Annotated in this window: 20 protein-coding genes; 12 read left to right on the top strand and 8 right to left on the bottom strand. The window is 72.5% G+C overall.

Going from position 1 to position 20,643, the window contains the following annotated elements; translation table 11 throughout:
* Positions 1-84: 84 nt before the first annotated feature.
* The 4 genes from LB823_RS05315 to LB823_RS05300 are packed head-to-tail and all read left to right on the top strand — an operon-like array spanning position 85 to position 7,127.
* Positions 85-1,470 carry an MFS transporter gene (locus LB823_RS05315; RefSeq protein WP_224645722.1) on the top strand — a complete coding sequence of 462 codons (1,386 nt, stop codon included), beginning with the start codon at positions 85-87 and terminating at the stop codon, positions 1,468-1,470.
* A gap of 52 nt (positions 1,471-1,522) precedes the next feature.
* A complete protein-coding gene (locus LB823_RS05310; RefSeq protein ID WP_224645721.1) occupies positions 1,523-2,137 on the top strand; it encodes a TetR/AcrR family transcriptional regulator in 615 nt (204 codons plus the stop codon).
* A 26-nt stretch (positions 2,138-2,163) separates the two neighbouring features.
* Positions 2,164-3,954, top strand: coding sequence for an AMP-binding protein (locus LB823_RS05305; protein WP_224645720.1), 1,791 nt, complete (start codon positions 2,164-2,166; stop codon positions 3,952-3,954).
* On the top strand, positions 3,951-7,127 hold the full coding sequence (locus LB823_RS05300; protein WP_224645719.1) for a carboxyl transferase domain-containing protein: 3,177 nt from the start codon (positions 3,951-3,953) through the stop codon (positions 7,125-7,127). Before LB823_RS05305 ends, LB823_RS05300 begins: the two co-directional genes overlap by 4 nt.
* A 64-nt stretch (positions 7,128-7,191) precedes the next feature.
* Here the strand turns inward: LB823_RS05300 and LB823_RS05295 are convergent, their stop codons facing one another.
* From LB823_RS05295 to LB823_RS05285, 3 genes are all read right to left on the bottom strand, one after another.
* A complete protein-coding gene (locus LB823_RS05295; protein WP_224645718.1) occupies positions 7,192-7,620 on the bottom strand; it encodes a DUF6069 family protein in 429 nt (142 codons plus the stop codon).
* Positions 7,621-7,688: 68 nt separating this feature from the next.
* A complete protein-coding gene (locus LB823_RS05290; protein WP_224645717.1) occupies positions 7,689-8,327 on the bottom strand; it encodes a response regulator transcription factor in 639 nt (212 codons plus the stop codon).
* Entirely contained in the window at positions 8,324-9,436 is a 1,113-nt protein-coding gene (locus LB823_RS05285; RefSeq protein ID WP_224645716.1) for a sensor histidine kinase, read from the bottom strand. Before LB823_RS05285 ends, LB823_RS05290 begins: the two co-directional genes overlap by 4 nt.
* A gap of 108 nt (positions 9,437-9,544) precedes the next feature.
* On the opposite strand from LB823_RS05285, the gene LB823_RS05280 reads away from it, so the two are divergent.
* Together LB823_RS05280 and LB823_RS05275 are read left to right on the top strand one after the other, a co-directional pair.
* On the top strand, positions 9,545-10,102 hold the full coding sequence (locus LB823_RS05280; protein ID WP_224645715.1) for a hypothetical protein: 558 nt from the start codon (positions 9,545-9,547) through the stop codon (positions 10,100-10,102).
* A 101-nt stretch (positions 10,103-10,203) separates the two neighbouring features.
* A complete protein-coding gene (locus LB823_RS05275; RefSeq protein WP_224645714.1) occupies positions 10,204-11,289 on the top strand; it encodes an epoxide hydrolase family protein in 1,086 nt (361 codons plus the stop codon).
* A gap of 49 nt (positions 11,290-11,338) precedes the next feature.
* On the opposite strand, the gene LB823_RS05270 is transcribed toward LB823_RS05275, so the two are convergent.
* Together LB823_RS05270 and ppgK are read right to left on the bottom strand one after the other, a co-directional pair.
* Entirely contained in the window at positions 11,339-12,790 is a 1,452-nt protein-coding gene (locus LB823_RS05270) for an RNA polymerase sigma factor (RefSeq protein ID WP_224645713.1), read from the bottom strand.
* Between the two features lie 218 nt (positions 12,791-13,008).
* Complete coding sequence (gene ppgK / locus LB823_RS05265; RefSeq protein ID WP_224645712.1) at positions 13,009-13,752, bottom strand: polyphosphate--glucose phosphotransferase; 744 nt, start codon at positions 13,750-13,752, stop codon at positions 13,009-13,011.
* 97 nt (positions 13,753-13,849) lie between these two features.
* On the opposite strand from ppgK, the gene LB823_RS05260 reads away from it, so the two are divergent.
* Positions 13,850-14,713 carry an inositol monophosphatase family protein gene (locus LB823_RS05260; RefSeq protein WP_374201275.1) on the top strand — a complete coding sequence of 288 codons (864 nt, stop codon included), beginning with the start codon at positions 13,850-13,852 and terminating at the stop codon, positions 14,711-14,713.
* Positions 14,714-14,760: 47 nt separating this feature from the next.
* Here the strand turns inward: LB823_RS05260 and cei are convergent, their stop codons facing one another.
* Positions 14,761-15,492: an envelope integrity protein Cei gene (gene cei, locus LB823_RS05255; protein ID WP_224645710.1), complete on the bottom strand. Its 732-nt coding sequence runs from the start codon at positions 15,490-15,492 to the stop codon at positions 14,761-14,763.
* A 245-nt stretch (positions 15,493-15,737) separates the two neighbouring features.
* Between cei and LB823_RS05250 the strand changes: the two genes are divergently transcribed.
* Complete coding sequence (locus LB823_RS05250; RefSeq protein ID WP_068525100.1) at positions 15,738-16,037, top strand: DUF4193 domain-containing protein; 300 nt, start codon at positions 15,738-15,740, stop codon at positions 16,035-16,037.
* Between the two features lie 29 nt (positions 16,038-16,066).
* Here LB823_RS05250 and LB823_RS05245 read toward each other — a convergent pair whose 3' ends face one another.
* Entirely contained in the window at positions 16,067-16,540 is a 474-nt protein-coding gene (locus tag LB823_RS05245; RefSeq protein ID WP_224645709.1) for a DUF3093 domain-containing protein, read from the bottom strand.
* Positions 16,541-16,581: 41 nt separating this feature from the next.
* On the opposite strand from LB823_RS05245, the gene dut reads away from it, so the two are divergent.
* A complete protein-coding gene (dut, locus tag LB823_RS05240) occupies positions 16,582-17,043 on the top strand; it encodes a dUTP diphosphatase (RefSeq protein WP_212553016.1) in 462 nt (153 codons plus the stop codon).
* A gap of 40 nt (positions 17,044-17,083) precedes the next feature.
* A complete protein-coding gene (locus LB823_RS05235) occupies positions 17,084-17,905 on the top strand; it encodes a DUF3710 domain-containing protein (RefSeq protein ID WP_224645708.1) in 822 nt (273 codons plus the stop codon).
* Here LB823_RS05235 and LB823_RS05230 read toward each other — a convergent pair.
* The gene (locus LB823_RS05230; RefSeq protein ID WP_224645707.1) at positions 17,889-18,587 is read right to left on the bottom strand and encodes an alpha/beta fold hydrolase; all 699 of its coding nucleotides are present in this window, start codon (positions 18,585-18,587) and stop codon (positions 17,889-17,891) included. The genes LB823_RS05235 and LB823_RS05230 overlap by 17 nt on opposite strands.
* A gap of 87 nt (positions 18,588-18,674) precedes the next feature.
* Between LB823_RS05230 and LB823_RS05225 the strand changes: the two genes are divergently transcribed.
* Both LB823_RS05225 and LB823_RS05220 read left to right on the top strand, forming a co-directional pair.
* The gene (locus tag LB823_RS05225) at positions 18,675-19,406 is read left to right on the top strand and encodes a DUF3159 domain-containing protein (protein WP_224645706.1); all 732 of its coding nucleotides are present in this window, start codon (positions 18,675-18,677) and stop codon (positions 19,404-19,406) included.
* Positions 19,403-20,611 carry a class I SAM-dependent RNA methyltransferase gene (locus LB823_RS05220; protein WP_224645705.1) on the top strand — a complete coding sequence of 403 codons (1,209 nt, stop codon included), beginning with the start codon at positions 19,403-19,405 and terminating at the stop codon, positions 20,609-20,611. The genes LB823_RS05225 and LB823_RS05220 overlap by 4 nt, the downstream gene beginning before the upstream one ends.
* Positions 20,612-20,643: the final 32 nt, after the last annotated feature.

The raw sequence follows: 20,643 nt of genomic DNA, 5'->3' as shown, positions 1-20,643 counted from the left end.
GCAATTTCTCGGAATCGGTTGACTCGAACGTCAACGTCAAGCATTCTCTGTGTCGGGGATCACAACTCTCACGAAGGGCCATCCATGACACAGACCAGCGAGCCCGGTGCCGTCGCGCCGGTGAAGAAGAAGTCGCACGGCAAGCTGCTCACCGCCGGACTGGTGAGCAGTTCGATCGAGTGGTACGACTTCTTCGTCTACGGCACCGCCGCAGCCCTGGTGTTCGACAAGGTCTTCTTCCCGGACCTCTCGCCGCTGATGGGCACGCTGATGGCCTTCGCGACGTTCTCGGTGGGCTTCATCGCCCGGCCGCTGGGCGGGATCCTGGCCGGGCACTTCGGCGACAAGATCGGCCGCAAGCCGATGCTCATCTGGTGTCTGACCGCGATGGGGGCGGCCACCTTCCTCATCGGCTGCCTGCCCACCGCGAGCGCGATCGGCTCGCTCGCCCCGATCCTGTTGGTGTCCCTGCGCTTCGTCCAGGGCCTCGCATGCGGCGGCCAATGGGGCGGTGTGGTGCTCCTGCTCACCGAGTCCGCAGGACCGAAGAAGCGGGGATTCGCCGGGACCTTCGGGCAGATGGGCGTTCCGCTCGGCCTGCTGCTGGGCAACCTGATGATGATCCTGATGAACGGCGTCCTCGACGACGCCGCGTTCCTCAGCTGGGGCTGGCGCGTGCCCTTCTGGGCCAGCGCGATCCTGGTGCCGGTCGTCATGTACATCCACAAGAAGATCGAGGATTCGCCGGAGTTCCTCGCCCTCCAGCGCGAGGTCGCGGCCAAGAACGCGGGCAAGGAGACGGTCGCCGCGGCGCCGCTGTCCGAGGCGATCCGGGGGCACTGGGGAAAGATCCTGCTCGGCGCCGGGCTGCTGGCCGGCACCAACTCCGCGTTCTACGTCTCCATCGCCGGTTTCGTGAGCTACGGCAGCAAGAAGCCCTCCGCGGGCGGCCTGGGCATGAGCAGCAACTCGATCCTGGCGTGCGTGCTCGCCACCTCGGTCGTCATGCCGCTCGTGATCATGGCCGCGGGTGCGGTGTCCGACCGCGTCGGTCGCCGCCCGCTGATCCTGGTCGGCGGCGCCGTGCTCATCGCCTGGGCGTTCCCGTTCTTCTGGCTCGCGGAGACCACGAACATCGGGCTGCTGCTGGTCGCGATGTTCGTCTCCAGCTTCGGGCAGGCGCTCACCTACGGCCCGCTCGCCGCGTTCATGGCGGAGCTCTTCGAGCCCCGGATCCGCTACTCGGGTGCCTCGCTGGCCTACCAGCTGGCAGCGGTCGCCGTCTCGGGCGTCGCCCCGCTGATCATGACCGCCATCATCGCCGAGACGCAGTCCTCCACGTTCGTCTCGGTCTACCTCGCCGCCATGGGCCTGGTGACCCTCGCCAGCGCCTACTTCCTCAAGGAGACGAACGGCCGGGCGGTGCGCGAGGATCCGAACGCGGTGCCCGGGATCCCCGCGTCGGTGTGAGCCGGCACCGGCGTCCTTGAAGGTCCGAGCGGAGCCGAGCAGACTCGTGAGCGTGACGATCAGCGAATCACAGGAGCGGGCCCGCGCGAACCGCAAGGACGCCGGTGGCGCCCGCCGGGAGGAACTCCTCCGGGCGGCGGCCGACTGCTTCGACGACCTCGGCTATGCGGCCACCACGGTGGAGCTCATCGCCGCCCGCGCGCAGACCTCCCGGCCCACCTTCTACGCGTACTTCCGGTCGAAGGACGAGATCCTCCTCGCCCTCGTGGACCGGATCGGCGCGGAGCTGGAGGCGACGCAGATGCTCGACGGCATCGAGACCGAGGTGCCGCGCGAGGTCATCGCGGCCACGATGCGGGCCTACGCCGACGCGGTCTTCGCGAACGGCGGGCTCGTCGCCCTGTTCGACGCGATGGCCCCGGTCCGGGAGGATGTCGCCGCGATCTGGGACCGCACCACCCGGCGCACGCACCGGCGCTACACCGCCTACCTCGAATCCCTCGATCCCTCCACCGTCGACCTGTGCCTGCCGCCCGCGACGCTGGTCACCATCCTCAACGACACCATCCACCACGGCGCGAAGCGCGTGGCGCGCGACAGCCCCGCCGCGCGCGAGCGCTTCATCGCGGATCAGATCCGCGTGGCCGAACGACTGATCGGCTTCTGACGGAGCCGACGCACCGAAGGAGCCCCATGACCGACCGGAACACCGCCGTCGCCGCCGCACTCGACGCCACCGCCGACGAGATCCGCGCACTGCGCCTGCGGAACTGGCCGGCGCAGGTGCCGCGCACCGTCGAGTACCCCGCGGAAACGCCCGCAATGGTGGAGCACCTCCGGTACTGGGCGCGGCACCGGCCCGACACCGTCGCGATGGCCTTCTACGGCCGCGAGGTCACCTACGCCGAGTACGACGAGCTCTCGGACCGGTTCGCGGGCCTGCTCCTCGACGCGGGGGTCCGCGCGGGCGACGCGGTCGGCGTCTACCTGGGCAACTGCCCGCAGTTCGCGATCGCCATGCTCGGCATCCTCAAGCTGGGCGCCGTCCAGGTTCCGGTCAACCCGCTGCTCAAGGGCCGCGAGCTGCAGCACGAGCTGGACGACGCCGGTGTCGGCGTGCTGCTGGCGCAGACCGACCTGCTGGACCTGGTGGAGACGGTGCGCGCGCAGACTCCGGTGCGCACCGTCTTCGCCACGGCCCTGGGCGATCTCCTCGCGGACACCGCGCCGCTCCCGGACGCCCCGGCGCCCTTCGACATCGCGCCGGACCCGCGCAGCGACTGGCACCGTGTGGTCGTCGCAGCGCCCGCGCCGGTCCGGGACTCCGACCCGGATGCGCTCGCCGCGCTCAACTACACCGGCGGCACCACCGGCCTGCCCAAGGGCTGCGAGCACACCCAGCGGCACATGGCCTACACGGCGGCCACCGCCACCGTGGCGGGCGGCACCGCGGTGGGGGAGAGCGCCCCCGTCGGGCTGAACTTCCTGCCCGTGTTCTGGATCGCCGGTGAGGATTTCGGCATCCTCAAGCCGCTGCTCAACGGCCAGACGATCGTGCTCATGACCCGGTGGGACCCGGCCGTCGCCGCCGCGCTCATCGCCCGGTACGGCGTGACGGACACCGTTGCGACGGTGGACAACTACGTCGAGCTCATGGACCTGCCCGGGTTCGACGGTGCCGCCTTCCGCACCGTCGTCAACCCGCTGGCCGTCTCCTTCGTGCTCAAGCTGACCCCGGAGCTGCGGGCCCGCTGGCGCGCCCTGACCGGCGGAGTCCTACGCGAGGCCTCCTACGGCATGACCGAGACGCACACCGCTGACACGTTCACGCTCGGCTTCCAGGACGGCGACCGGGACCTCACCGCCGACCCCGTCTTCTGCGGGCTTCCCGTGCCCGGCACCGACATCCTCGTCGTCGACCCCGACGGTGCGCCCGTCCCGCTCGGCGAGACCGGCGAGATCGTGGTACGCAGCGAGTCGATCCTCACCGCCTACCACCGCCGGCCCGACGCGACCGCCGAGGCGATCCGCGACGGCTGGCTGCACACCGGCGACGTGGGGAGGATCGACGACTGGGGCGCGGTGCACTACCTCGCGCGGACGAAGGAGATGATCAAGGTCAACGGCATGTCGGTCTTCCCGTCGGAAGTGGAGGCGCTGCTCAAGGATCACCCGTCGATCGGCTCGGTCTCGGTCGTCCCGCGGCCCGATGCGCGCAAGGGGCAGGTGCCGCTCGCCTTCGTCGTCTCGGCGGGGCCCGTGGACGTCGCCGAGCTCACCGCGTGGGCGCGGGAGAACATGGCGGGCTACAAGGTGCCCGATTTCGTGGTCGTCGACGCGCTGCCGATGACGGCGACGGGCAAGGTGCGCAAGGGCGTGCTGTTCGAGAGGGCGGCGCAGATCGCAGGCGCGGCATCAGAAGGAAGTCCTGCGGTGGCCGCGGAGAACGTGGCGGCCGCGATCCACCAGGGGGAGTCGAAGTGAAGCTGCTCATCGCCAACCGCGGGGAGATCGCGCTGCGGATCATCCGCACCGCACGGGAACTCGGCATCCCGACCGTGGCGGTCTACGCCGCGGACGACGCCGACACCCCGCACGTCGCCGCCGCCGACGACGCCGTCGCACTCGCGGGCTCCGGCCCCGCTGCCTACCTGGACCGCGACGCGATCGTCACGGCCGCCGCGAGCACCGGCGCCGACGCGGTGCACCCCGGCTACGGCTTCCTCGCGGAGAACGCCGATTTCGCTGCGGCCTGCGCCGTCGCCGGCCTGACCTTCGTGGGCCCCGACCCCGACGTACTCCGCACCTTCGGCGACAAGGCCGCGGCGCGCTCGGCCGCCGTCGCCGCGGGGGTCCCGGTGCCCGCCGCCACCGACGGCGGGGCCGACCTCGAGGCGGTGCGCGCCTTCGCCGCCGGCCGCGCGGCCGGCGTCATGATCAAGGCCGTCGCGGGCGGCGGAGGCCGCGGCATGCGCGCCGTACTGCCCGGCCCCCGGTACGACGAGGACCTCGAATCCGCCTACCGCGCCTGCGTCTCCGAGGCCGAGCTCGGCTTCGGCGGCGGCCGTGTCTTCGCCGAGGAACTGCAGACCGGCGCCCGGCACATCGAGGTCCAGGTCATCGGCGACGGAACCACCGCCGTCGCGCTCGGCGACCGCGACTGCAGCGTGCAGCGCCGCAACCAGAAGCTCGTCGAGGTCGCGCCCGCGCCGGCGCTGGACGTCGGCCTGCGCTCCGCGCTGCACGGCCACGCCGCCCGGCTCTGCGCCGCCGCCGGCTACCGCGGCCTCGCGACCGTCGAGTTCCTGGTCCGCGACGGCCGGGCGGTCTTCCTCGAGGTGAACCCCCGGATCCAGGTGGAGCACACCGTGACCGAGGAGGTGACCGGAGTCGACCTGGTGGCCGCACAGCTCGCCCTCGCCGAGGGCGCACCGCTCGGCGATCTCGGCCTGCCGCCCGCGATCGGATGCCGCGACGGCGCCGTCAGCGGAACGCCCGCCGGCGCCCACGGCACCGCCGTGCAGGCGCGCGTGAACCTGGAGGTGCCGCAGCGCGACGGCACCGTGCTCCCCTCGGCGGGCGTCCTCGCCGGCTACACGCCGCCGACCGGTCCCGGCGTGCGCGTCGACGGCTACGGTCGGCCGGGCCTGGCCACCTCCGCCCGGTACGACTCCCTGCTCGCCAAGGTGATCGTGCGGGCCGCCACGCCGGCGCGCGCCTACGCCAAGGCCGACGCGGCGCTGGGGGAGTTCGTGATCGACGGCCCCGGTACCAACGTCGCCCTGCTGCGCGCCGTCCTCGCCGATCCCGAATTCCGTTCGGGCCCCGTCGACACCGGCTACCTCGCGCGCCGGATCGGTGACCTCGTGCCCGAGACCGCCGCCCCCGCATCGACGCCCGCAGTCGAGCTCGACGGGGACGTACTCACCGCGACGCTGACCGGCACCGTCGTCGCCGTCGCCGAGGCCGGATCGGCCGCCGAACCCGGTACCGCCCTGGTCGTGCTCGAGGCCATGAAGATGGAGCACGAGCAGACGCTGCCCGTGTCGGTCACCGTCGGCGACGTGCTGGTGCGGCCGGGGGAGACGGTGACCGCGGGTACCCCGCTCCTGACGTACGCCCCCGCCGACGGCGCGGCGGCCGCCGACGACGCGGCCGACGCGCTCGATCTCGACCGGCCCCGCGCGGACCTCGACGAGGTGCGCGAGCGGCACCGCGTCACGCTCGACGAGGGCCGCCCGGAGGCTGTGGCCAAGCGGCGGCGGATCGGCCGGCGCACCGCGCGCGAGAACATCGAGGACCTCGTCGACGCGGACAGCTTCACCGAGTACGGCGCGCTGCTCCTGCCGGCGCAGCGGGCCCGCCGCTCCGAGGAGGAGCTCATCGCGACCGGCGCCGCGGATGGGCTCATCGGCGGCCTCGCGACGATCGGCGGTGCCGAGGCGATGGTGATCTCGTACGACTACACCGTGCTCGCGGGCACGCAGGGCTGGCGCAACCACGCCAAGACCGACCGGCTCATCGACGTCGCGGACCGCCGGAACGTGCCCATCGTGCTGTTCGCGGAGGGCGGCGGCGGCCGCCCCGGCGACACCGATCTCGACATCGTGGCGGGCCTCGACGTCCCCACGTTCCGGTCGCTCGGCGCGCTGCGCGGGCGGGTGCCGCTGATCGCCGTCGTCTCCGGCCGCTGCTTCGCCGGGAACGCGGCGCTCGCGGGCATCTGCGACGTCGTGATCGCCACGCCGGACGCCAACCTCGGCATGGGCGGGCCGGCGATGATCTCGGGTGGTGGGCTCGGCGAGTTCCCGCCCGAGGCCATCGGCCCCATCGACGTGCAGCGCCGCAACGGCGTCGTGCACGTCGTCGCCGACGACGAGGCCGACGCGGTCGATCGCGCGCGCCGATACCTGGGCTACTTCGCCGGGCCCGTCGACGCCTGGACCGCGCCCGATCCGCGCGCCGCGCGCCACGTGGTCCCGGAGAACCGGCTGCGCGCCTACGACGTCCGCGCCGCGATCGCCGCCATCGTCGACGAGGACTCGACGCTCGAGCTGCGCCGCGACTACGGCGTCGGCATCATCACCGCGCTGGTCCGGGTGGAGGGGAAGCCGTACGCGCTCATCGCGAACAGCACCCGCCATCTGGGCGGCGCGATCGACGGCGAGGCGGCGGACAAGCTCGCGGACTTCCTGGAACTGGCCCAGGCGCACGGGCTCCCGGTGATCTCGCTGTGCGACACCCCCGGGTTCATGGTCGGGCCCGAGGCTGAGGAGCACGCCACCGTCCGGCGGTTCTCCCGGCTGTTCGTGCTCGGTGCGCGGCTCACGGTGCCGCTCGGCGTGATCGTGCTGCGCAAGGGCTACGGCCTCGGCGCGATGGCCATGACCGGCGGCAGCTTCCACGCCCCGCAGTTCACCGTCGCCTGGCCCACGGGCGAGATCGGCGGGATGGGCCTCGAGGGCGCGGTGCGGCTGGGCTTCAGTAAGGAACTCGCCGCCGCGCCCGACGAGGCCGCCCGCGCCGAGCTCTTCGACCAGCTGCTGGCACTCGCGTACCAACGCGGCCGGGCGCTGCACGCCGCCACCACCTTCGAGCTGGACGACGTGATCGACCCCGCCGCCACCCGGAACTGGATCCGTACCCTCACCCGGTGAGGGAGTGAGGGTACGGATCCTCCGCGGTCGCCGGCCGCGCCGGCGACCGCGGGTCCCGCGGTGATCAGCGCACGCGGCGGAACAGCGCCTCCAGGGCGATGACCAGCACCGCGGCGATCACCACGTGCATCAGCGAGAGCATCACCGTGGACGGTCCGTCGAAGTCCGCGGCCAGGGTGCCCGCGATGGTGCCGAGCGATGCCGCGGCGCCGACCACGGCGGCGACCCGCAGGATCGGGGCCCACAGCTTCGAGAGCAGCACGGCCACGGTCATGCCGACGGCCAGCGGTACCACCGTCATGAGGACGACGCCGCCGGGGGCGACCGAGGCGCGGACCCCGGCCTCGTCGGTCATGGTGAAGTCGCCGCCCGCGACGAGGCCGATCAGCCACAGGGCGAGGTTCGTGAGTAGGGACAGGCCGACGGCGCCCAGCACGGCGGTCGTGCGGGTCGGGCGGAAGGTCGACGGGGCTGCGGTGTCGATGGCGGTCATGATGTCTCCTCGGGTCGTTTTCCGGAACGAGTCCATCAAATAACCCGAAGCATTGTTGAGGTCAAGCCCTAATTCAAACCGGATTGTGCGGCGACGACTGCTGCCTGCACCCGTGACTGCACGCCGAGCTTCATCAGCACCCGCGAGACGTGCGTCTTCACGGTGGCTTCGCCGATGTCGAGACGCCGCGCGATCTGCTGGTTCGACAGGCCCTCGCCGAGCCCGGCGAGGACGTCGCGCTCGCGGTCGGTGAGCGCGCTGAGGTCGACGGCCGCGGGCTCGGCGCCGGGACGGGGGATCGCCGCGATCACCGCCCGGGTGACCTTGGGGTCGAGTACGGCGTCGCCGGCCGCGACGGCCAGGACCGCGCGGATCAGCTCGTCGCCGCCCGCCGACTTGAGCAGGAAGCCGCTCGCCCCGGCGCTCAGCGCGCCGAGGACGTACTCGTCGAGGTCGAAGGTCGTCAGCACCAGCACGGCGCTGTCGGTCTCGGCCACGACGGAGGCCGTCGCTGCGAGCCCGTCGACCCGCGGCATGCGGACGTCCATCACGACCACGTCCGGCTTGAGGGCCCGCGCCTGCCGCAGGGCGGCGGCACCGTCGGCCGCCTCGCCGATCACCCGCACCTCCCCGGTCGATTCCAGGAGCAGGCGCAGGCCCGCCCGGATCGCCGCGTGATCGTCCGCCAGGACGACGGTGGCCGTCACCGCGCCACCTCCATCGGGATCGTCGCCCGGACCACCCACGCCCCGTCGTCGGGTCCCGCGGTCGCCGACCCGCCGATGGACTCCGCGCGGAAGGCGATGTTGCGCAGGCCGTCTCCGGAGCCGGTCGGGCCGGGTAGCAGGGCGTTCGCGGCGGTCATGGTCAGGTGCTCCTCGGTGACGTCGACGTCGACCTCCAGCGCGGCGCCGGGGGCGTGTTTGGTGGCGTTCGTGATGACCTCACCGAGGATTCGCGTGAGGGTGGCCTCGACGGCGGTGGGCAGCGGACCGTCGGGCAGCCGGAGCCGGACGGACACGCCCGCGGCCCCCGCCGTCTCGATGAGCGGCTCGAGGGATTCGAGGGTGGTGCGGACGGCGGCGTCGTCGGGCGAGGTGAGCAGGTTGATCGTGGCCCGCATCTCCTCGAGCGCGGCGAGGCTGCCGGACCGGATCGACTGCAGCACCGCCGGATTCTCGGGCGTGCGCTGCGCGGCGTCGGCGAGGATCGCGACCGCGGAGAGGTGTCCGGCGACGGTGTCGTGCAGCTCCCGTGCGAGGCGCCGCCGCTCGTCCGCGAGCGCCGTGGCGCGCCGGGACTCACCCTCCTCGCGCTCGAGCTCCGCGAGCCGGCGGTAGGCGAGCACCGCCCGGCCGTAGCCGATCGGCGACCAGATCACGGCGATGAGGATCAGCACGGCGTACATGCCGGCCTTCACCCCGACGAAGGCGGTCGCGCCGACGCCGAGCACGACCGTGAGCACCAGCACCGTCACCGAGACGACGTCCCGCAGCCGTTCGGACCCCGTCGCCACCGCGAGGTAGATCACGTCCGACAGGGCGATCCACAGCACCACGGACGGCCCGAAGGTGAAGTCCCAGGCGACCAGGGCCAGCATGAGGCCGAAGGCCGCGGCCGGGCGGCGCCGGGCGAGCAGCTGGATCGCCAGTGCGCCGCCCAGCAGCCCGAGCTTGACCTGCCACGGGTAGAAGTCCTCGGTCCGCGAGTTGACGGACCACCCGCCGGCGCCCCAGAGCACCGCGCCCACCAGGCAGATGCCGAAGGCCGGCACGGCGGCGTACTCCGACGACCACCCGCTCAGCACCGACCTCATGCGCCCATTGCAGCACATCGCCGCGGCCGGCGGGTCCACCGAAAGGGGGAGGGCCCACGGGCCACCGGGGGGACGACGACGGCGCGCGGGCGCGGCACAGTGGGCGGCATGGGAGAGCTGAACAATCCGGTGCTGTGGACGATCGCCGCGTGCGAGATCGGCTTCTGGGTCCTCGTGGTCGGTGGCCTCGCGATGCGGTACATCCTGCGCTGGCGCCGCCCGGGGATGATCGCGCTGGCGCTGGTGCCGCTGCTCGACGTGGTGCTGATCGCGGCCGTCGCGATCGACCTGTACCGCGGCGGCGAGGTGGGCTTCGCGCACCGGCTCGCGGGCATCTACCTCGGATGCACCGTGATGTTCGGGCACCGCATGATCGCCTGGGCGGACGAACGCTTCGCCCACCGCTTCGCCGGTGGGCCCGCGCCGCGGAAGGTGCCCAAGCTCGGGCCCGAGCGGACCCGCAAGGAGTGGTCGGACTTCTACCGGTGGCTCGGGGCCGTCGCCATCGCCGGCGCCGTCTCGCTGGGGCTGGGCTACACCGTCGCCGACGACACCCAGCGCGAGGCGCTGATGGGCGTCTTCGGGACCCTCGGCGTGATCACCGTCATCTGGTTGGTCACCGGACCGCTGTGGGTGACGGGCCGCGGCGAGACCGCCGAGCGGTGATCACGCGGGCGGATCGCGGGCAGGCGCCTTTCAGGATGCGAAGCGGACGTAAGCGGCGAATACTCCCAGGTGATTCGGATCACCCTCTGATCGGAGATGCCATGACCGTGTCCGCCTTCACCATCGACGTCCCCGACGCGGAGATCGCCCAGCTGCAGGAACGGCTGCGCGCGACCCGCTTCCCGGACGTCGCCCCCAACACCGACTTCGCCCGCGGTACGTCCGGCGAGTACCTGCGCGATCTCGTCGCGTACTGGGCCGACGGGTTCGACTGGCGCGGCGCCGAAGCGGGGCTCAACGCCGTACCGCAGTTCCGGGCCGAGGTGGACGGTCGCCCGCTCCACTTCCTGCATCGCGTCGCCGCCGACTCCCGCGGCGCGATCCTGCTGTTGCACGGATGGCCGGATACGCCCTTCCGGTACCGGCGCGTGCTCGACGACCTCACCGCCCGCGGCTTCGACTGCGTCGTGCCCTCGCTGCCGGGCTTCGCGTTCACCGGCGGGCACGCGCTCTCGAGCACCGCGACCGCGGACCTGTTCCAGCGTCTCATGACCGAGGTACTCGGCTACGAGAAGTTCGTGGTGGCGGGCGGCGACGTCGGCACCGTCGTCGGCTCGCAGCTCGCGCGGCGGCACCCGGACCGGGTCGCCGGCCTGCACCTGACGAACGCGGAGTACCCGACCGGCGCGGAGACGGATCTGGACGAGGAGGAGCGCGCCTACGCCGAGTTCATCCAGTACTGGTGGGCCACCCAGGGCGGCTACGCGGCCGTCCAGTCCACGAAGCCGCAGATCGTCGGCCCCGCGCTCAACGACAGTCCCGCCGGGCTCGCCGCCTGGATGATCGGGCTGATCGACACCGGGTCCCAGGATCATGACGTCGACGGTGCCTTCGGCGGGCGCGACGAGCTCCTCACCAATCTCAGCATCTATTGGTTCACGCAGACCGCCGCCACCGCCGCGGACAGCTACGCCGCGGACGGGTGGGGCGGCGAGGCCACCAGGATCACCGTGCCGACCGCGATGGCCATCTACCCGCGCGAGGCCCAGTCGCCCCGCAGCTGGTGCGAGCGCGCGGCGAACGTGGTCCGGTACACGACGATGCCGCGCGGCGGGCACTTCGCGGCCCTCGAGGTGCCGCAGGACTACGCCGGCGACCTCCTCGCGTTCGTCGAGGAACTCGGCTAGAACGCCGAACGGCCCGGCGGAGACCGCCGGGCCGTTCGGTGGGAGACGTTTAGTCGAGGTAGTCGCGCAGGACCTGCGAGCGCGACGGGTGCCGCAGCTTGCTCATCGTCTTCGACTCGATCTGGCGGATGCGCTCCCGCGTCACGCCGTAAACCTGACCGATCTCGTCTAAAGTGCGCGGCTGACCGTCGGTGAGGCCGAACCGCAGGCGGACCACGCCGGCCTCGCGCTCGGACAGGGTGTCCAGCACGGACTGGAGCTGGTCCTGCAGCAGCGTGAAGGACACCGCGTCGACCGCGACGACGGCCTCCGAGTCCTCGATGAAGTCACCGAGCTGGCTGTCGCCCTCGTCGCCGATGGTCTGGTCCAGCGAGATCGGCTCGCGCGCGTACTGCTGGATCTCCAGCACCTTCTCCGGCGTGATGTCCATCTCCTTCGCCAGCTCCTCCGGGGTGGGCTCGCGGCCCAGGTCCTGGAGCAGCTCGCGCTGGATGCGGCCGAGCTTGTTGATGACCTCCACCATGTGCACCGGGATGCGGATGGTGCGGGCCTGATCGGCCATCGCGCGGGTGATCGCCTGCCGGATCCACCAGGTGGCGTACGTGGAGAACTTGTAGCCCTTGGTGTAGTCGAACTTCTCGACCGCGCGGATCAGGCCGAGGTTGCCCTCCTGGATCAGGTCCAGGAACGCCATGCCGCGGCCGGTGTAGCGCTTGGCCAGCGAGACCACGAGGCGCAGGTTGGCCTCGAGGAGGTGGTTCTTGGCGCGGTTGCCGTCGCGGGCGATCCAGTTCATGTCGCGCCGGATGCCGATCGCGGGCTTCTCGCCGCGCTCGAGCCAGCGGTTGATCTGCTGCTCGGCGAACAGGCCGGCCTCGATCCGCTTGGCGAGCTCGACCTCCTCCTCGGCGTTGAGCAGCGCGACCTTGCCGATCTGCTTGAGGTAGGCGCGCACGGAGTCGGCCGAGGCGGTGAGCTCGGCGTCCTTGCGGGCCTGTCGCAGCGCCTCCGACTCCTCCTCGTCCCAGACGAAGTCGCCCGATGCCTTGTCCTGCTCGGACGGCTCCTCGTCCTCCGCGTCCGCCGGGGCGGGCTTGGTGACGGCGCTCTTCGCCTTCGCATCCGCGGTGTCGTCCGCGGCGTCGTCGGCGTCGAGCGCGACCTCCTCGTCCGCGAGCTCCGTGGGATCGGGATCGCCGTCGAGCTCCGGATCGACCTCGTCCTCGGCGCCGCCCTCGGCGCCGGCCGCCGAGGCGTCCTTCTTGCCCGCGGCCTTCTTCGCCGTGCGCTTCGCCGGACCCGCGGCCGCCTTCTTGGCCGGGGCCTTCTTGGCGGGGGCCTTCTTCGCCACCGCCTTCTTGGCCGGGGCCTTCTTGGCCGCGGCCTTCTTCGCGGGAGCCTTCTTGGCGGTGGTCTTCTTGGCGGGGGTCTCCGCCGAGGTGGCCGAACCGTCCACGCCGTCTGCCGACGGTGCGCTGGAGCTGGTCTGCGTCGCTGCCACGTACGCCCTTTCCTACTGTGCCTGCATGCGCCGGAACCGCTTCCCGGGCGCGACAACAACACCTGTTCCGAGCCGTGCGCGGCGTCGGTGGTGGCTGAGGCGACCGGAGGCGAGGGAGACCGGCGTCTGTTCCGGCGTTTCGACGCCGGCACCCCATTGTAACGATCCGGTCGCTCCGCCCGCATTCACCTGCGGTCAAAGCGCCCGAACCGGACGGATCAGCCGCGCTGCGACGCCATCGCCGCGCCCACGATCCCGGCGGTGTTCAGCAGCTTCGCGGGGATCACCGGAGTCTTCACCTCGAGCAGCGGGACCCACTTGTCGGCCTTGCGGCTGATGCCTCCGCCGACGATGATCAGGTCCGGCCAGAGCAGCTTCTCGTACTCGCGGAAGACGCGGCTGACCTGGCCCGCCCACTTCTCGTAGCTCCATCCGCGGCGGTCCTTGATCGAGCTGGCCGCCCGGTGCTCGGCCTCCTTGCCCTCGACCTCGATGTGGCCGAACTCGGTGTTGGGCACCAGGGTCCCGCGATAGATCAGCGCCGAGCCGATGCCGGTGCCCAGGGTCAGGAGCAGGATCACCCCGTCGAAGTCGCGGCCGGCGCCGTACCGGTCCTCCGCCAGCCCCGCCGCGTCCGCGTCGTTGAGCACAGTGACCGGACGATCGAGAGTGGACGTGAAGAGCTCGCTCGCGTCGGCGCCGATCCAGCCCGGGTCGATGTTCGCCGCGCTGCGGACCGTGCCGTTCGTCACGACCGCGGGGACGGTGATCCCGACGGGGCCGGCCCAGTCGAAGTGCTCGATGACCTCGCGGACCGCGCCGGCGCACGCGCCCGGCGTGGACGGCTGCGGCGTGGGCACCTTGAAGCGCTCGCCGACCAAGTCGCCCGTGTCCATATCTACGATGCCGCCCTTGATGCCGCTGCCGCCGATGTCGACGCCGAACCCCAGATTCTCCGCCATTGCCTACTCCGCATTCCTTGAGGTGCCGGACCGCAGTCCTCCGCCCGGGTGCCCCCGGCGCTGACAAAGTACCGCGGATTGTGGTTCTGTGGTGGGCGTGCAACTTAACCGGTGGGAGTTGTCCGAGATCGCCGTCGCCGTCGTCACGGAGGCCGCGCAACGCGTCGCGGCCCGCCGGGCGGAGGTCTTCGGCGCCAATGCATTCGATGGCGCCGACGGGACGCGTCCGGAGGGTGTGACCACCAAGTCGACGCCCACCGACCCGGTCACCGTCGTCGATACCGAGACCGAGCGCTTCGTGCGGGAGCGGCTCGCGGAGCTGCGGCCCGACGACGCCGTCCTCGGCGAGGAGTTCGGTGGCGAGCAGGGGGAGCCCGGCGCGGTCCGCTGGATCGTCGACCCCATCGACGGCACCGTCAACTTCCTCTACGGGGTGCCCGCCTACGCCGTCTCCCTCGGCGCCCAGGTCGACGGCGTGTCCGTGGCGGGCGCGGTCGCCGACGTGGTGCACGGCACCGTCTACGCCGCCGCCCTGGGCGAGGGTGCGCGCGAGATCGCCCCCGACGGCACGGTCCGCGGGCTCCGGGCGAACCCGATCACCGACCCCGCGCTGGCCCTGGTCGCGACCGGCTTCGGGTACTCCCGCGAGCGCCGCGAGAAGCAGGGCCGGGTTCTCGCGCAGCTGTTGCCCGCGGTCCGCGATGTGCGACGCATCGGCTCCGCCGCCCTCGACCTGTGCATGGTGGCCGCCGGCCGCGCCGACGCGCATTTCGAGCACGGCCTCAGCCCGTGGGACTGGGCCGCAGGCGCCCTCGTCGCGCAGGAGGCCGGTGCGGTTGTGATCGTGCCCGCCGCGGACTCCACGAGCGATGACGGCGCCCTGACCCTCGCGGCCGCGCCGGGCATCGCCGACGGGCTGATCGCACTCCTGCGCGAGGCCGGAGGGCTCGAGGCCCTCTAAGGCGGCGGCACCCGGCCGCGGGGCGGATCAGTGGTGAGCGGAGCGGCTCAGCGGTTGCAGGACTGGCTGTGCACGGCCGAGACGAGGGCGGGGTTCGCCCCGCCGTCGGCCGCACCCGCGGGAGCCGCCCGCAGGATCCGCAGGATCTCCTGCGCATCGGTGCTGGGCTCGAGATCGGTGAAGAACGTGCCCAGGACCAGGTCGACCGAGTTGTCGCGCCGCCCGTCGTCCACCAGCTCCGCGCACGGGGCGATGATCCAGGCCGCTGCGGCCGCTGCCCGGCCCGAGTCGCCGAACCGCAGCTGCGCCTGGCAGGCCATCTCGGGGTAGACCGGGTCGTTGCCGTAGGCGCCGGTGGTGGGTGCGCCGAACCCGTAGTCGGCGAGTTTGTTCAGGGTGGTCTCCGCGCGGCCCGCCTGGCCCGAGGCGTTGAGCACGCGCACCGTCGACGCGGCGAGCGGTGCGGGCCGGACCGAGACCAGGTCATCGGGGGAGACGACGTCGAACTTCCCCGACGCGGGCGCGGGCGCCGGCGCGGTGGCCCCCGCGCGCGCCGCGGCGCCCGTCGTCGGCGCCGCCGAGGCCGACGGGGCCGGCGGCGGCGGGCAGGACACGGGCGCTGCGGTCTCCTCCTGGGAGGACATGGCGCGGGCCCAGGTCGCGATGGCCACGACGGCGAGGACGGCGATCACGATGAGGATCGGGAGCGTGTTGCGCCGCCGGAACGGTTCACCGTTCCGGTCGAATCGCCGGCCCGTGCCGGTGAGCTGGGAAACCACGGCCCCGACTGTACGGGAGGGCGTCGCCCGGGCAGGGGAGGCGGCGCGGGAGTCGCGCGGGAATCATCCGGGCCCATCGTGCGTTGGAGGGGCAACGAGCGGTGGAATCCGGACCGTCACGGAAAGTCCGTGACATCCGATTTCGAGTGCGCTACACTCTGGCCGCTCGCGCGGGAAACAACGCGCCCGGCGGTCTCGGAAACCCTGAGGCCCAGGGGTACGAGCAAGGATGGGGATGACACGGCATGGCAACTGATTACGATGCTCCACGGCGGTCCGAGGCGGATGAGATCTCGGAGGATTCGCTCGAGGAGTTGAAGGCCCGTCGCAACGAGGGCCAGTCCGGCACGGTGGACGTGGACGAAGGCGAGACCGCCGAGTCCTTCGAGCTCCCCGGTGCCGACCTGTCGGGCGAGGAGCTGAGCGTCCGGGTGGTGCCGAAGCAGGCTGACGAGTTCACCTGTACCAGCTGCTTCCTGGTGTACCACCGCAGCCGGCTCGCCGATCCGGACGGCACCGAGCTGATCTGCATCGACTGCGCCTGACGGCTACTTTCTCCGCGGCGGCCCGCTCGCTATCCGAGCGTGGTCGCGGCGGGGATGAGCGCGAGCATCTTCTCCGGATGCCGGGTGGAGACCATCCAGTACGGCGTCGGATCGTCGGGGTCGTCGAGGACCACGACGATCATGGTCTTGATCCAGCCGCGGTGGTACACGAACGCCGCGGGATCGAGCTGGCGGCCGAGCGCCGCGCTCTTCGCCTCCGCCGGCACGGCCGCGGCACGGGAGATCAGCTCCAGCGGGAGGTGGGCGTTGCCCGCCCACAGCTCACCGCCGCGCACGCCGACGCTGCCGCGGCCCATCGACCAGAGCAGCACCGAGATCACGGCGACGATCAGCACGAACGCGCCGATCATCCAGTCCCCCCACTTCGCAGCGAGGGTCACCTCGAAACACAGCAGACCCGCCACGACCGCTCCCGCGAGCCACCAGTACCACGGCACCGTCAGCCTCTCGGTGTAGCCGTTCTCCGGCTTCGAGGTCTTCACTGTTCGATCTTCCGACACGGCTTCAGCGTAGTCTGCATCCCATGGTGAGCCAGATACCCCTACTGCGGCTCGACGAGGGCCTCCCACTCCCCAAGCGCGCACATCCCGGCGACGCGGGCGTGGACCTGTACTCGACGACCGACGTGCGGATCGAACCCGGCGCCCGCACGCTCGTCGCCACCGGCGTGGCGATCGCGCTGCCGCACGGCACCGTCGGCCTGATCCACCCCCGATCCGGTCTCGCCGCGAAACACGGTCTCACCGTGGTCAATACGCCCGGCACCATCGACGCCGGCTACCGCGGCGAGATCAAGGTGTGCCTGCTCAACACCGACCGCGAGACGGCCGTCGACATCAAGCGCGGCGACCGCATCGCCCAGCTGCTCGTGCAGCGCGTGGAGCTGCCCGACTTCAAGGAGGTCTCGTTCCTCGACGAGACGGTCCGCGGCGCCGGCGGCTACGGCTCGTCGGGCGGCCACGCCAGCCTCGAGTCCTCCCACTAACGTCACCACCGAACCCTCGAAGACCCAAGGAGCACCGTTCATGGCCCTCGGCCGCCGCAAGTCCAAGCAGCGCAGCACCGCGAGTGTCGACCCGTACGCCACGATCGGGCAGCCCGAGCACCACACGGCGCCGGTCCCCGCGGACGACGACGAGGCGCAGGAGCTCGGCACCGGCGCCGGCCCGTACGACCTCAACTCCCTGGAGAGCACCGAGGGCCTCGACGACGGCCGGCTCGATCTCGGCTCGATCATCCTCGCCATGCCGCCGGAGTCGCAGCTGCAGGTCGAGATGAGCCCCGAGGGCGTTCCCGTCGGCGTGCACCTCGACACCCCCGTCGGCCGGATCACGCCGGGCGTCTTCGCGGCGCCCAAGTCGGGCGGGCAGTGGCGCGAGGTGGTCACCGAGCTGGCCGATTCACTCCGCGAGAACGGCGCCCAGGTCGCGATCGAGGACGGCCACTGGGGCCGCGAGGTCGTCGGCACCCAGCCCGACGGCGTGCTCCGCTTCATCGGCGTCGACGGCCCGCGGTGGATGGTCCGCATCGTCGTCGCCGCGCCGCTCGAGAACGCCGATCAGGCCGCTCAGCTCGCGCGCGCCATGCTCGCGGAGACGGTGATCCGCCGCGGCATCGACCCGCGCCCCGCCCGCGACCACCTGGAGATCGAGCTCCCCGCCGAGCTGGTGCAGCAGCTGCAGGAGGCCATGGCGGCCCAGCAGGCGCAGCAGGAGCAGGCCGCTGCGGCGATCGCCGCGCAGGTCGCGCAGCGCGCCGCCGCCGAGGGCCCCGCAGCCCTGCGGCAGAGCAATCAGGACCGGCTCACCCAGGGATCCGCGCTGACCCGGCTCAACAACCAGCAGTAAGGCCGTCGAGCCCCGCCCGGCCCAGGACGGCCGGGTCGGGGCCGAGGTCCGCGAGGTCGACCACGACCGCGGAGGCGTTGGGGATCGCCGCCGCCCACGTGCGCGCCGTGGCGACGGGGTGGATCAGGTCGCCCTCCGCGCCGACCACGACGGTGCGCGCGACCAGTCCGCCGAGCGCGGACTCCGTCGGCGCGGCGAACCCCGCCGCCTCCCGCAGGGCGGGCGCGAGGAAGTCGCCGTGCGCGGCCCACGAGCGGCTCAGCTCCCGCGCCAGCCACGGCGGGCTGCCCGCCCGCATCCGGGCGATCGCCTCGGCCGCGCCCACCTCGTCGACGACGTCCGCGGTCACCCGCGCCGACATCGCCGCGGGTACCTCCGGCCCGGCCGCGCCGCACCACGGCGGCAGGGTGAGGACGAGCGTCGCATCGGCGTCGGGGTGCTCGAGCGCCCAGCCCGCGGCGACGGCCGAGCCCAGGGAGACCCCGCAGACCAGCAGCGGTCCGTCGGCGGCGGCCGCGTCCAGCGCCGCGCGGTATCCGGCCACCACTGACGGCGGCGTCGCGTCGACCGCCATGGTGCGCGCGCACAGCGCGGTGAGCGGCGCGAACGCGCGGAGCGCGAAGTCGGCGTCCGAGCCCGAGCCCGGCAACAGGACGGCGGTGGTGTGCGGGGGGAACTGCATGGGCCGAGCATGCCAGGATGTCGCCGCGCCGCGGCGGGGGCACCGACGGCGGACGGCCGCCGCGGCCTCGCCGCGTAGTGTGATCGTGTGAAAGATGGTGCAGAGCAGGAGCCGGACACGGCGGCGGACGACGCCCCCGAGCCCTCGATCAAGGATCAGGTGCTCGACCAGATGGGCGGCTGGCAGGGCATGGTGTACTCCACCCTGCCCGTGGTCGTCTTCGTGCCGGTCAACGCACTGTGGGGGCTCGGCTGGGCGTCCGCCGCGGCGCTCGGTGCCGCGCTGCTGATCCTCGTGATCCGCCTCGTCACCCGGACCAGCGTGCAACCCGCGATCTCGGGCTTCTTCGGCGTCGCGGCGTGCGTGCTCATCGCCCTCCTCCTCGGCGGTCGCTGGTACTTCCTCTACGGCATCGTCAGCCAGGCAGTGTTCGCGCTCGCCTTCGCCGTCTCGATCGCCCTCGGGCGACCACTCGTCGGCGTGCTGTGGCATTTCTTCCGTGGCGGCGAGGGGCCGGCGACCGATTGGCGGCGGAACCCGGCCGAGAAGCGCATGTTCACGTGGCTGACTGTCCTGTGGATGCTCCTGTTCCTCACCCGGTTCGTGATCAAGGGATTGCTGTTCCTCAAGGACGACGTCAACTGGCTGGGCGTCGCCACCATCGCGATGGGGTGGCCGATGTTCGCCGCGGTGCTCCTCATCACCTTCCTGGGCGTGCGCCGCGTCGAGGCGTCGTCCCCGGAGTCCGCTCCTCCGGCCGCCGCCGACACCGGCGTCACGGCGTCTCGAGGCGACGACGAGAAGGCGGGCGGGGCGTGAGCGGGCTCGCGATCGGGGATCTGCTCGAGCTGACCTGCGGCGCACCGGGGCACGGCGGCTTCGTCGTCGCGCGGTACGACGGCCGCGCCGTCTTCGTGCGCGGAGCGCTCCCCGGGGAGTCCGTGCGCGCCCGGGTCACCGAGGTCAAGAAGTCCTACGCCCGCGCGAGCACCGTCGATGTGCTCGAGGCCTCGCCGCACCGCGTACCCGAGGCGTGCGCCGCGGCGGCCGCCGGCGCCGGCTGCTGCGACCTGACTTTCGCCGCCCCGGCCTACCAGCGCGAGCTCACGGCGGCCGTGTTGCAGGACCTCCTCGTGCGCTTCGGAGGCTTCGAGCCCGATGCGCTCGAGCCGACCGTCGAGCCCCTGTCCGACGGGCTCGTCACCGGCTGGCGGCACCGCGCCCGCCTCGTCGCGGACGCCGACGGCCGCCTCGGGCAGCACGCCCACCGCAGCACCGCGGTGATCGTCGCGCCGTGTGCGCAGCTGCCCGACGCGCTCTCCGACCTCGCGGCCGGGCTGCGCGCCGAGCCCGGAACCGAGGTCGCCCTCGTCCTCGACGACGCGGGCGCCGCGCACGCCGCGGTGCCCGCGCGCCGCGGCCGCTCCGCGAAGGTCCTCGCCGGCGCGCCCTTGGCCGAGTACCGGGTGGGCGCGCGGTCCTGGCGGATCCCCGTCGGGGGCTTCTGGCAGGCGCACCGCGATGCGGCGTCCCGGTACGCCCAATGGGTCGCCGCCTACACGGGACGGTACGGGGGAGAGCCCGGCCGCGCCTGGGACCTGTACGGCGGCGCGGGCGTCCTCGCCGGCGCGCTGGTCGACGAGGGTTTCGCGGTCGACGTGGTCGAGACCTCCGGCGGTGCGATCGCGGCCGGCAGGCAGTCCCTCGCGGACGAGCCCGTGGCGTTCCACCGCGGCGACGTCTCGTCCCGCCTCAAGGGCCTCCCGTCGCCCTCCGTCGTGGTCCTCGACCCGCCCCGCGCAGGCGCCGGCGCAACGGTCATGACGGCGATCGCGGCGGCCGGTCCGCGGGCGATCGTGCACGTCGGTTGCGATCCGGCGGCGTTCGCACGCGACGTCGGCGCCGCGTGCGAGAACGGCTATCGCGTCGCTGAGCTGGACGCATACGACGCCTTCCCGGGAACGCATCACCTCGAGGCGTTCGCGGTGCTGGTGCCGGGGCGCGAAAACCGTCGCGGCCGGTAAAGTGGCAAAGGCACCTCTCACGGGAGTAGACA

Source organism: Tsukamurella sp. M9C (assembly GCF_020169415.1).
In the GTDB taxonomy this organism is placed as follows: Bacteria; Actinomycetota; Actinomycetes; order Mycobacteriales; family Mycobacteriaceae; genus Tsukamurella.
Note: the sequence above shows the minus strand (reverse complement) of the source record. Positions and strands in the feature narration are given on the sequence as shown.